Genomic DNA, 12,451 nt, shown 5'->3' on the forward strand with positions numbered 1-12,451 from the left:
TGGATGGAGCCAGCTTCTGCAGTTGATACATGCGAAGCTGGCTTCTCTTATAATCGAAAGGAGTTAAAGCGCCATGAGCATGATGGAAGTTCCCACTTCTGGCAAGGTATTGAAAACGGATGAACTGGGGAGCAGTCTCAAAGCTTCATCAGGCAAGAAATTCGGCCGTAAGGCAAGGCTATCTCTGTATAACCGTACGTTTAAAGTCATCTGCATCGCCAGCGCCGTATTTGTATGTATCATCCTGTTCTCGATCTTGTTCCTTATGGGCCGTACAGGGGTGCTAACCTTTGAGACGGTTTCAGTGAAGGACTTCTTTTTCAGTACAGAATGGGTACCTGAGAATGATCAATATGGTGCATTTATATTTATTTTCGGCACGTTTGCACTTACTTTATTGACGATGCTGATTTCCGTACCGCTCTCCGTTATCATCGCGGTCTTCTTGGCCGAAATGACACCGAGCTGGCTCAAGACAGCACTTCGTCCGATCCTTGACCTGCTTGTCGGTATTCCTTCAGTCGTCTACGGTTTCCTTGGTATGACTGTCCTGATTCCGATGCTCCGCTCCGTAACAGGCACGAATATGGGGGATGGTATTCTAGCTGCTGCGATCGTCCTCACGATCATGGTACTGCCTACGATTAGCCGGATTATTGATGATTCTATCGTCGCTGTACCTAAGAAGTTCCGCGATGCTTCGTATGCTCTTGGTTCAACCCGGTTCCAAACGATTACTCGAGTTGTAATCCCTGCTGCAAAAAGCGGCATCATGTATGCAGTTATTCTTGGCATGGCCCGTGCGATCGGTGAAACAATGGCGGTCGTCATGGTTATCGGTAATACGCCACAGCTGGCGAACGCATTATTCAAACCAACTTCGGTTCTGACAAGCAACATCGTCATGCAAATCGCGAATGTCCCGTTTGATTCCACTTGGAACTACGCGCTATATATGATGGGCTTTATTTTGCTCATAATCTCACTCATAATGATTGTTGTTGTTCGCTTGATTCAAGGTAAAGGAGTGAAGCAATGAGCACGGAAACTTCCAAATCCACGACTTTACAAGCGCAGGCGAACCCTTTCTCCTCGCGTAAAGGCTTGAACCGCTTGAACAATCGCTTATTTACCGGGGTCGTATGGCTCGTCGGCCTTTGCACAATTGTTTTTATCTGCAGTCTCTTGTTCCTTATCTTGCAAAAAGGGCTTCCAAAGCTGGACTTTGGCTTTCTCATTGGGCTGCCTAGCGAGATTGACGAGGGTGGAGGCGTCGGTCCGGTTCTATTCAACTCATTCTATGTGCTGTTTATCTCGCTAGTCATTTCGATTCCGCTTGGCATGGCTGCGGGGATCTACTTGGCGGAGTTCGCGCCTGCGAACAAATTTATTGCTTTTATCCGGATTTGCGTTGAAGGACTCGCATCCGTACCTTCGATTATTTTCGGCTTGTTCGGTATCGCTTTGTTCGTCGAGCAGTTCGACGTCGGTCTGACCATTATTGGCGGTGCGGTCAGCTTGGCGTTCTTGAATTTGCCTGTGCTGACACGGGTAACGGAAGAAGCCATTCGCGCAGTGCCGCAAGAAATGAAGCAGGCTTCTTTCGGGCTTGGCGCAACGCATCTGCAGACAATCCGCCGCGTAATCATCCCTGTGGCGCTGAACGGGATTATTACAGGAATCTGTTTGACAGCAGGCCGTGCTTTCGGCGAGAGCGCTGTTATTATTCTGACAGCAGGCGTTTCTTCGTCCGGCGTCATGTGGGATTTCAATCTGCTGTCACCAGGCGCGACGCTTGCGGTTCACTTGTGGTATGTACAGTCGGAAGCGATTGTTCCAGACGCTCAGCTCATTGCAGAGAAGTCGGCAGCTGTGCTCGTGTTCGTTGTTTTGCTTATCAATCTCGTGTTCCGTGTTCCACTTTGGATCAACGCTCGTAGAATGCGATAATCGCGAAAAGGGTCGGAATTTGACATTCGCTTAACATTTAACCGTAATAACGATAATGCTTAGTACCTATAGTATTGAAGTAGATACATAGCCCCAGAAGGGAGAGAACGAATGTCTATTTTAGTGCTAGAAAGAAAAGCTGAGCTCGAAACCGTTCAAAAATTGACTCCCATCATAGATCACGCAGAAGCAATATCGGCAATAACTGAAATTGGCTATGAGATATTAGTGCCATTCATTCGAAGCGTACCGATTGTCGGAATTCGCCATACTTGTGAAGAAGTCATCGAACAGTTCGCTGTGGCACCGGACAATGAGTGTGTTGTCGTGTGCGATGAAGCGAATAAACCACTTGGACTAGTGATGAAGAACAGGTTGACGATTATTCAGACGCACCGTTTTGGCAGGGAAATCTATTATGGCAAATCGATTGCGAAGCTGATGGATGAGCGGCCGCTCATGGTGAACCGGCATATATTGCCGCAGCAGCTATTGGATCTGGCGCTTGGGCGTGATGATAAGACGGTGTATGACTGTGTGATCGTTGCCGAGGATGACCGTTTTGTCGGCATTCTGACGATGTCGGATCTGCTTAAGCTGTCGCGGTTGATTCAACAGAAGACGGTGCAATCGCAAGTAGCGACGATTATCGGCGCAGAAACGATGATTCACGAGATCGACCGTTCCGTTGTTCAGGTGCACGAAGCTTCGCAGCTTGGCGAGTCGATGTCGCAGTCGATGCTCGATTTGACGCTTAAAGGGAAGAATGAGCTGGACAAGGTGTCGGCAGCCTTTCAAAGCTTGTCGGCGCGGACCAATGTGCAGGAAGTTCAAATTAGCGAGCTGCAGGATCGGGCTGGGGCGGTCGGCAAAGTATCGAAGCTGATTCGCGAGCTAGCGAATCAGTGTAATCTGCTCGCGGTGAACGCGACAATCGAGGCGGCCCGCGCAGGCGAGCATGGACGCGGCTTCGCTGTAGTCGCGGACGAGGTGCGCAAGCTCGCGACGCAGACGAAGCAGTCTGCTGATGATATTAACTTGTTCATCAGTGCGATTCTCGAGGCTGTCAAGGAGACGGTGCATCTAGTCGGCGAAGGTAAGTCGGAGGCGGATGCGAGTCAGTCGTATGTCAAGGAAGCCGCTGATGTGTTTCAGCAGCTGTTCCACACTGCCGCAGGCAACAGCAGAAGCGCAGGCGAGATCGGCAAGCTCGCCAGCGATGCGTATCAGCAATCGCAGCGCGTCACCGAGCAGATGAAGCAGCTGATGGCGGATATGCAGGTCAATCGTTAGAGAGAGGAAGCGACCCGGTTTGCGGGTCGTTTTTTTGTGGAGTGGTGTGGGGGATTTCGGGACGGGGGCGGAACCTAGTAAGCCCGGAACTCTGGAAACAGCTGGGTTGCAGAGCCCCCGGAAGCCCGGAACCGGCAACCGGCAACACGTAACCCGTAACCCGTAACCCGTAACCCGTAACCCGTAACCCGTAACCCGTAACCCGTAACCCGTAACCCGTAACCCGTAACCCGTAACCCGTAAACTAACCCCGGGAATCAGGTTCATGTTTCCCCCTTATATGAACCTGATTTTCGTGAACTTTACTACGCACCAAGCTGTGGCCAACCCCGCGAGCCCCGCCAACCCCGCCAAACAATCAGAATTCATCAAACTAACCAATCACTTTAAACTCGCTGAACTTGCTAAACTCATCGCAACTAAGCCCCATGAAGCACCACTTGATAGGCTGAGAGAACATATATGATCTCTCTGCACCGAAACCAACTAATAATGAGGCCGAGAGAACGTATATGTTCTCTCGGAGGTGGAATTGACAATTTACGCTGACTAAATGCTCTTGAGAGAGCGCATATGATCTCTCAACGCTGGAATCGGCTAAGTTTGAAGTTGAAAGAACATATATGATCTCTCAGAATTGAGTGCCTAAATTGGCGGTGCGGATGTTGCTTGGAAGAGTGAATTTTGACTCTCGGCGCTCGAAGCGAGCGACTATTCACGCGATTAGCGCACCCGAGAGAGGGAAAACCCGCTCTCGCACACAAAAAATCTCATTCTCGGCTCTGAGAGAGGCGATTCCCGCTCTCGGCGCTCGAAGCGAGCGACTTCCCGCGATTAGCTTTCTCAGCCTCAAATCCCGCGGGCTCTGGCATCATGCTTTCAGTACCAATGCCACTCGCACAACTCGCGCCGAACAATTTTAATATAGAGTTTACAAAACGATCATATAAACATGACAATTGGAAGCTAATCTAGCAGAGACACAATTGATCATGATCGAATGAATTTGAATAGTCCACCCACCTGAAAGGGGTACAGCATGCAAACTACAGCTACGCAAACCTTGATTGATATTAGCAAATTGAATTTACATTATGGAAGCTTTCACGCGCTCAAGAACGTGAGTATGGATATCCCTGAGAAAGCGATCACTGCATTCATCGGGCCCTCCGGCTGCGGGAAGTCGACGCTGCTTCGTACGCTGAACCGGATGAACGACATGATTCCCGGCACGCGCATTGACGGTAAAATCACGATCGGCGGCGCGGATATCTACTCCAAAGAAGTAGATGTAGAGACACTTCGCAAAAAGGTCGGCATGGTGTTCCAGCAGCCAAATCCGTTCCCGAAATCGATCTACGATAACGTTGCATACGGCCCGCGTCTGCACGGAATCCGCAGCAAGAGCAAGCTAGACGAGATCGTGGAAACTTCGCTCCGTTCCGCTGCACTGTGGGAGGAAGTGAAGGATCATCTCAAGCGCTCGGCGCTTAGCCTTTCCGGCGGTCAGCAGCAGCGTCTTTGTATCGCTCGCGCAATCGCGGTAGGCCCAGATGTTCTGCTCATGGACGAAGCCACTTCCGCGCTTGACCCGATTTCTACGCTGAAGATTGAAGAGCTTGCGCAAGAGCTGAAAGACAAATATACGATCGTCATGGTAACGCACAACATGCACCAAGCGGCGCGTGTATCCAATCAAACGGTGTTTTTCTTGAACGGTGAAGTGGTAGAGTACTCCGACACGGAGAAGCTGTTCTCGAACCCGCGTGACCAACGTACGGAAGATTACATTAGCGGACGTTTTGGATAAAACAATTCCGCCAAGCAACCAACGAACCAACCAACCAACCAACCAACCAACCAATAAGCCTAAAATAGAGGAGAGCATCTAACGCATGATGACGAAACGTAGAGAACTCGATCATGGACTTGAAGAGTTGAACGAAATGATCGTTGAGATGGGCCGCCGCGTTGAAACCGCGTTGACGCAATCGATGCAAGCGCTGGAGAAGGTAGATGTAACCGCAGCGAAACGGCTTATCATTGAAGATAAAGAGCTGAACAAGATCGAAGAAAAAATATCCGAAATCGGATCGCGCCTGATCGCAACGCAGCAGCCCGTAGCGAAGGATCTCAGACGGATTCTCGTCGCCTTCAAGATTGCCAGCGACCTGGAGCGAATGGGCGACCTTGCCGTTGACATTGCGAAGGTCGTTGTACGACTCGAAGGACAATCGCTGATCAAGCCCCTGATCGACCTGCCGCGCATGAGCCAAATCGTGCAAATGATGACATACGAATCCATCCAATCGTATGTCCAGGAAAATGTAAACATGGCTTACAAAATGGCAAAAGACGACGATCTCGTCGACGCCCTCTATGCGCAAATCATTCGCGAGCTGCTTACCATTATGATGGAAGATCCTAGAACGATTTCGCAGGCAAATCTGCTGAGCTTCGTGGGACGTTACATCGAGCGCTTCGCCGACCATGCAACGAATATCGGCGAATCCGTTGTTTATCTTGTAACAGGCTCCCGTCCTGACTTGAACGCATAAATATAGCCGATCTTATCGTACCCGCCAAACCTAGACCCTATACGCAGCAGCTGATCCGAAGCGAGCAACAACACGCCTTCGTGATATCAGCTGCTTTTTTATTATTCAGCTTCTTGCTTAGCTAGCAGCTCCTTCATCAAGCCGCTCAATCGCTGAAGCAGGGCGGGATTCCAATAATCGCTGCGCCAAATCGCAGTCAATGGGTAAGACTTCTGCGCCCCGGTTAACGGGATCAGCGCAATGCCCTTTGGCAGCTGCGAACTCTTCAAAGCCGGCAATATCGCAACTAAACTGCCGGAGCGAACGGCACTCAGCGCATGTTGAATCCGATCCGTCGACAGCGTAAATGTCAGATTGACTTTCTCATGCGCCTCCCAAACGAGCAGCGCCTCCTCCAGCTCACGATCCTCAAGCTTTACAAAAGGCAATGCCGCTAATCGATACGAAGGAATCGCCGCTGACTTCGCAAGTGGATGCGACTCCGACATATAGATGACGAGCGGTCGTTCATGCAGCACTTCTTCTAATAATGGAGGCGACTCGGTCTGAGTCAGAGTTGTCCGGTGCGTTATGGTTTGTGCATTCGACGCATTCGATACATTCGGTACATTCGGCGAATTCGCCGAATTCGCCGCGTTCGTTGCACTGCTGCCGTTCAATCGGCCAGTTACAATAAGATCGACCGTGCCATCTCTAAGCTTCGCTAATAACTCACCGCTCGATCCGGTCACAAGCTTAATCTGCACCTCGGCAGCTTCGGTAACACGCGCATACCAATCGTCCTCGAATAGAATTGCAGCCGCGCAATCCGTGCAGCCAACAACGAACTGATGCTTTCCCTCTTGCTCAAGCACGGCAAATCGAGCTTCTGCTTCTCGATATAACCGATCAATGCCCGCTGCATAATGGCAGAGGAGCCTTCCAGCCTCAGTGAGCAGCACTTTCCCAGTCTTCATCTCAAAGAGCGGCGTGCCCCATTCCTCTTCGAGTTTCTTCATATGAAAGCTGACGGTCGGCTGCTTGACGCCAAGCACTTCGGCTACTGCGGTGACCTTTTTCAACTGATCTAGCAATACCAAAATTTGCAATCTTAATATATTCATAATATTTGAGCTCCCAAATGGCGAGATTATATATAGATTTTATAATACCCCCATTTAATATTCAATTATTCTATATACTTTTATCATTGCGTTAACACTTCGAAAATATCACATTAATACGCCGCCGTTACAATAAGTCTTGTAAACAAATAAACCGCCTGGGAGCGGAAGGAGAAACTAACGAAATGAAAAAGGTATTACTCGTTGTTGTAGCACTGATGTTGACAATCGGACTTGCAGCTTGCGGCTCCAAAAATGCGAGCACTAACGGCAATTCACAAAATAGCAATACAGAGAACACATCAAACGCGGGCGGAGACGCTCTAAACGGATCGCTTCTGGCAGCAGGCTCCACAGCGCTTCAACCACTCGTTGAGCAAGTTTCGAAGAAGTTCATGGAAGACGCGAAATACGCAGACGTTACGGTTCAAGTTCAAGGCGGCGGCAGTGGTACTGGCCTGACGCAAGTATCCGCAGGTCAAGCAGACCTCGGTAACTCCGATATCTTCGCTGAAGAGAAATTCGTTGATGCAGATGCAGATAAAGCAAAAGAATTGGTTGACCATCAAGTAGCAGTCGTTGCAATGGCTACAGTCATTAACAAAGAAGTTGCTATCGACAACCTGACTAAACAACAATTGGTCGACATCTTCACTGGTAAAGTAACGAACTGGAAAGACGTAGGCGGCAAAGATCAAAAAATTACAATCGTTAACCGTCCAAGCAGCTCCGGTACTCGCAAAACGTTCGAGAAATTCGCGCTTGGCACGAAATCCGAAGACATTCAAGGTTCGATCCAAGAAGATTCGTCCGGTACAGTTAAGAAGCTTGTTGCAGAAACACCAGGCGCTATCGGTTACCTAGCACTTTCCTACCTCGATGATTCTGTAAAAACAGTGAAATACGAAGGCGTAGAAGCAAAAGAAGAGAACATCGTATCCGGCAGCTATCCAGTATGGGCTTACGAGCATGTGTATACAAAAGGCGAGCCTAATGCAGTAGCAAAAGCATTCATTGACTACCTGATGAGCGATGCCATCCAGAACAGCGACGTTGTAGAGCTTGGCTACATCCCAGTCGGCAAAATGCAAGTAAAACGCGATGCAGCTGGCAACATCACCAAATAACATAAAATAATAAGTAACGCAGGAGGGAGAGCAAGAGGTGGAGCGATCCGCCTCTTGCTTCCTCTGGTGTTTAACCAAGGAACATAGAAATGCTTGTAGAAGGAGAGAAAATCCATGGAGCGGCCCGCTGCTACTGAAAAACAATATGTGCAACCAGTAAAATCAACAAGAGCTCTCGTTAAACCGCATTTGGTGGAAGAGTGGGTAGGCAAGGTGTACACGGCGCTCTGTATTCTTGTGCTTGTCGTGACAATCGGAGCTATCGTATATTTCGTCTCTTCCCGCGGTTTGACTACGTTTGTTAGTGATGGCGTCAGCCTCAGCGGGCTTCTCAGCGGATTTAAATGGGATCCTGAAGGCGACATTCCGCTATATGGCGCTTTGCCGTTCATCTTCGGCTCATTCAGCACTTCTCTGCTTGCAGCTTTGATCGCAGCTCCGCTCGGCGTATGCGCTGCGGTATTTATGACACAAATTATGCCCGGTCTTGGCAAACGTATTCTGCAGCCGGTTATTGAATTGCTTGCAGGCATTCCATCTGTTGTATTCGGATTTGTTGGACTGAGCGTAGTCGTTCCTGCGCTCCGCGCGATTTTTCCAGGTCAAGGGATCGGTATTGCGGCAGGGTCAATCGTACTGTCGCTGATGATTCTGCCGACGATTACGACTATTGCCACGGATGCCCTTTCCGGCTTGTCCGCGGGTCTTAAGGAAGGCTCCTTCGCACTTGGCGCAACGCGCTGGCAGACCATTTACCGCATCGTCATTCCGACGACATTGCCTTCGCTTCTGACAGGCGTTGTACTCGGCATGTCGCGTGCATTCGGTGAAGCTCTCGCCGTTCAGATGGTAATTGGCAACTCGCCGCACATCCCGCACTCGCTGTTCGAGTCGGCATCGACGCTGACTAGCGTCATTACGCTTGATATGGGCAATACGGTTATGGGCTCTGCGCATAACAATGCACTTTGGTCCTTGGCACTCATTCTACTCGCAATGACATTCGTGTTCGTATTCGTAGTTCGCTTCCTTGAAAGGAGAAGAAATCGATGAGCGCAAAAACGGCAGATCGTATCGCAACCGGGGTCATTTACGCTGTATCCGCACTCATCGTATTGATTCTTGCGAGTTTGCTTGGGTTTATCTTGTTCCGTGGCATCGGCCATATCAGCTGGCACTTCTTGACTTCTGCACCGCAGACGATCAAAGCTGGCGGCGGTATCGGACCGCAATTGTTCAACTCGCTGTTCTTGCTTGTGCTTACGCTAATTATTACAATTCCGCTCGGCCTTGGCGCCGGCATCTATATGAGTGAATATGCGAAAGCAGGGCGTTTGACGGACGCGATCCGCTTGATCGTTGAAGTGCTTTCGTCGTTCCCATCCATCGTTATCGGTTTGTTCGGTTTGCTAGTTATCGTCAACTTGTTTGGCATTGGCTTCTCGTTATTCTCGGGCGCACTGGCGCTCACCGTATTCAACTTACCTCTGATGGTTCGTATTACAGAGCAAGCTCTGAAGAACGTACCGCGTGAGCAGAAGGAAGCAAGCCTCGCGCTTGGCCTCTCCCGCTGGAAAACGATCACTTCGGTTATGCTGCCGATCGCAACACCTGCAATTGTAACTGGGACGATTCTTGCAGCGGGCCGTGTATTCGGTGAAGCAGCAGCATTGCTGTTCACAGCCGGCATGAGCTCTCCGCGGCTTGATTTTACCAACTGGAATCCGCTAGACCCGCGCTCTCCAATTAACCCGTTCCGACCGGCTGAAACACTGGCCGTGCACCTCTGGAAGATCAACAGCGAAGGACTTGCACCGGATGCCGCGCAAATTGCAGCTGGCGCGTCGGCGGTTCTGATCCTTATGGTTTTGATCTTCAACTTCGGAGCTAGATGGTTTGGAAGATACCTGCACCGTAAATTTACTGCGACCAAATAGGAGAGTGACAATTTTGCATACACAAGGCGGTTTATCAGCAAAAAATTTGCATGTCTTCTATGGTGAGAAGGAAGCGATTAAAGGGGTGTCGCTTGATTTCGCACCTCGCGAGGTTACGGCGCTCATCGGTCCTTCCGGCTGTGGCAAATCTACGTTTCTGCGCAGCTTGAACCGGATGAACGATACGATTGACAATGCAAGTGTTACCGGGGAAATTTGGATCGATGGCCAGAACATTAATGAGCCAGGCGTCGACGTCGTTCTGCTTCGTCAGAAGATCGGCATGGTATGGCAGCGCCCGAATCCTTTTCATAAATCGATTTACGAGAATATCGCTTTCGGTCCGCGCTATCATGGCATCAAGGACAAGAAGCATCTGGACCATATCGTAGAAGACTGCCTCCGCAAAGCTGCGCTGTGGGACGAGACGAAGGACCGTCTGCATAATTCCGCACTGGCGCTGTCCGGCGGCCAGCAGCAGCGTCTCTGTATTGCGCGTTCCATCGCGGTTAAGCCCCAGATCATACTGATGGATGAACCGGCCTCCGCGCTTGATCCGGTATCGACAGCGAAGGTAGAGGAGCTTATTTCCGAGCTGAAGCAGGAGTACACCATTGTCATCGTTACGCACAACATGCATCAAGCTGCGCGCGTATCTGACAAGACGGCGTTCTTCTATATGGGTAAAGTCGTCGAGTACGACAAGACAGACAAAATCTTCACGAACCCGTCAGAGAAGGCGACGGACGATTATATTTCCGGCCGTTTCGGCTGAATAGTAGATCCGAATGCTGCTTATGTGATAAGCGGCGCGGATCTTTTTATTTTTACATGAATTTAACAGTCTTTCACGTTCCCATCACATACATGTCCTACAATAGTAATGATTGGAAGCACCTACTATATGACTGGATACCTAAAGAGGGATGCGAGTGGACGAAATCGGATATGGGCTATTAGACCGCGCGATGATTCAGCACCTTCGGGAAAGGTCGGGCAGCGGAGGTATTGGGATCATCATCGCGCATTTATCCGCAGCAATGCCTTTGCCGGTCCAAGACGCGATGTCAGAATGGGTCATGCAGCAGCGAGGACTCATATGGCGGTATAGGATGGAGAACGATTATTTCTTCTTCTTGCAGCGCGTCGGCAAGTCGGAAGAGAAGCTGGACAAGCTGCTGCGTAGTGCTATCGACTCCCTTCAGAGCAAGCTGCTCCTTGGTTATGAAAGATTCGAGGGGAATAGCAGCACAGGCGGCAAAATCATCATTGGCTTCGCAACGGCAGTTCCATCAGCAACGGGGCGATCTGCGGAAGCGACAATCTACAAAGGAATTAGAGAAGCTGTGCTTTCGATGTTAAAACAGCAGCTGCAGCAAGTGCAAAGCGCGGCGATGGAACAAGCGGCGGTGGCATTGGAACGTGATGCTCATTCCAGCGGAAGCCAGGAGAGGGAGCATCAGGAATGGAGTTGGGGAAGCGGGGCCAGAGGATTGCCTGCTGACTCGCCAGCGCCATTCTTAATCGGAGCGCTCGCGAAGCCGATTCCAACGTTCTCTCCAGCCTCGCTCGTGTCGGATCTTGCCCGTATGTTCGAGATCAACACACATGTTCAGGGTGCGGTAATCGCAAGTGAAGGCAAGCCGCTAGGGCTCGTCATGAAGGAGAATATGAATCAGCTGCTCGCTGGACAGTTCGGATTGCCGCTTTATTGGAACCGCTCGATTACAAGAATGATGGATGAAGAAGCGCTCGTTGTCGATGCAAACCTGACCGTTGAGCAGGTTGCGCAGCAGGCGATGGCGCGAGATATATCAAGGCTTTACCATGTCGTCCTTATTACACGGCACGAGAAGCTGATCGGCGCCGCATCCATTCGTTCTATTCTGGAATGTATGACTCAGCTGCGCACCGAGGAAGCGAGAACGGCGAATCCGCTGACCGGATTGCCTGGCAATGCGACCATTCAACGAGAGATGCAGCGGCGTATCGACGCAGGCAAGCCCTTCTCGATCATCTATGGCGATTTGGATTATTTCAAATGGTATAACGATTGCTACGGCTTCAGCCAAGGTGATGAGCTGATTCGGTTCCTTGCCACTGTGATGGAGGACGTGACTGGGCATGCGGGGGAGCAGCATGATTTTGTCGGCCATATTGGCGGAGATGACTTCATCGTACTGTCAGAGACGGAAGATCCCATCAAGCTGTGCAAATATATGATTGCGCGGTTTGACGGGGGAATTGGTGCCTATCATCAAGGCGCGAAAGCCAGCATAGCGGTTATGGACCGAAGCGGTAAGACGGTGGAGCAAGACGGCGTTACGTTATCGTTGTCTCTGCTGCGCTGGGATGGAGAGCATAAGGTGACGCCAGCGATGATCTCGCAGGCCGCTGCCAGATTGAAGAAACAGGCGAAGGCGGTGAGCGGTAGTGCCTATGTTGCAGCCGGAATACCCGAGAGCATCCGAGAGAGGGAATAA

General features: G+C 50.4%; 11 protein-coding genes. 10 read left to right on the forward strand and 1 reads right to left on the reverse strand.

The features are described 5' to 3' along the window. Window positions 1-79: 79 nt before the first annotated feature. The 5 genes from pstC (AC0LWF_RS01125) (at window position 80) to phoU (ending at window position 5,801) form a co-directional block, all read left to right on the forward strand. On the forward strand, window positions 80-1,039 hold the full coding sequence (gene pstC / locus AC0LWF_RS01125) for a phosphate ABC transporter permease subunit PstC (RefSeq protein WP_474650444.1): 960 nt from the start codon (window positions 80-82) through the stop codon (window positions 1,037-1,039). Next, window positions 1,036-1,950 carry a phosphate ABC transporter permease PstA gene (gene pstA / locus AC0LWF_RS01130; RefSeq protein ID WP_474649742.1) on the forward strand — a complete coding sequence of 305 codons (915 nt, stop codon included), beginning with the start codon at window positions 1,036-1,038 and terminating at the stop codon, window positions 1,948-1,950. The genes pstC (AC0LWF_RS01125) and pstA (AC0LWF_RS01130) overlap by 4 nt, the downstream gene beginning before the upstream one ends. Window positions 1,951-2,061: 111 nt before the next feature. Beyond that, window positions 2,062-3,243: a methyl-accepting chemotaxis protein gene (locus AC0LWF_RS01135; protein WP_474649743.1), complete on the forward strand. Its 1,182-nt coding sequence runs from the start codon at window positions 2,062-2,064 to the stop codon at window positions 3,241-3,243. A gap of 1,039 nt (window positions 3,244-4,282) precedes the next feature. Beyond that, window positions 4,283-5,053, forward strand: a complete 771-nt coding sequence (gene pstB, locus AC0LWF_RS01140; RefSeq protein WP_474649744.1) for a phosphate ABC transporter ATP-binding protein PstB — start codon at window positions 4,283-4,285, stop codon at window positions 5,051-5,053. Between the two features lie 88 nt (window positions 5,054-5,141). After that, a complete protein-coding gene (phoU, locus tag AC0LWF_RS01145; RefSeq protein WP_474650445.1) occupies window positions 5,142-5,801 on the forward strand; it encodes a phosphate signaling complex protein PhoU in 660 nt (219 codons plus the stop codon). A gap of 101 nt (window positions 5,802-5,902) precedes the next feature. Here the strand turns inward: phoU and AC0LWF_RS01150 are convergent, their stop codons facing one another. Next, complete coding sequence (locus tag AC0LWF_RS01150; RefSeq protein ID WP_474649745.1) at window positions 5,903-6,904, reverse strand: LysR family transcriptional regulator; 1,002 nt, start codon at window positions 6,902-6,904, stop codon at window positions 5,903-5,905. A gap of 185 nt (window positions 6,905-7,089) precedes the next feature. On the opposite strand from AC0LWF_RS01150, the gene AC0LWF_RS01155 reads away from it, so the two are divergent. The 5 genes from AC0LWF_RS01155 (at window position 7,090) to AC0LWF_RS01175 (ending at window position 12,451) form a co-directional block, all read left to right on the forward strand. After that, window positions 7,090-8,031 (forward strand): phosphate ABC transporter substrate-binding protein, encoded by a 942-nt coding sequence (locus AC0LWF_RS01155; RefSeq protein ID WP_474649746.1) that lies wholly within the window; start codon window positions 7,090-7,092, stop codon window positions 8,029-8,031. A gap of 114 nt (window positions 8,032-8,145) precedes the next feature. Beyond that, the gene (pstC, locus tag AC0LWF_RS01160; RefSeq protein ID WP_474649747.1) at window positions 8,146-9,084 is read left to right on the forward strand and encodes a phosphate ABC transporter permease subunit PstC; all 939 of its coding nucleotides are present in this window, start codon (window positions 8,146-8,148) and stop codon (window positions 9,082-9,084) included. Continuing rightward, window positions 9,081-9,968, forward strand: a complete 888-nt coding sequence (gene pstA / locus AC0LWF_RS01165; protein WP_474649748.1) for a phosphate ABC transporter permease PstA — start codon at window positions 9,081-9,083, stop codon at window positions 9,966-9,968. The genes pstC (AC0LWF_RS01160) and pstA (AC0LWF_RS01165) overlap by 4 nt, the downstream gene beginning before the upstream one ends. Window positions 9,969-9,981: 13 nt before the next feature. After that, window positions 9,982-10,743, forward strand: coding sequence for a phosphate ABC transporter ATP-binding protein PstB (pstB, locus tag AC0LWF_RS01170; RefSeq protein ID WP_474649749.1), 762 nt, complete (start codon window positions 9,982-9,984; stop codon window positions 10,741-10,743). Between the two features lie 157 nt (window positions 10,744-10,900). After that, complete coding sequence (locus AC0LWF_RS01175; protein ID WP_474649750.1) at window positions 10,901-12,451, forward strand: GGDEF domain-containing protein; 1,551 nt, start codon at window positions 10,901-10,903, stop codon at window positions 12,449-12,451.

The organism is Paenibacillus sp. sgz302114, from assembly GCF_056120345.1.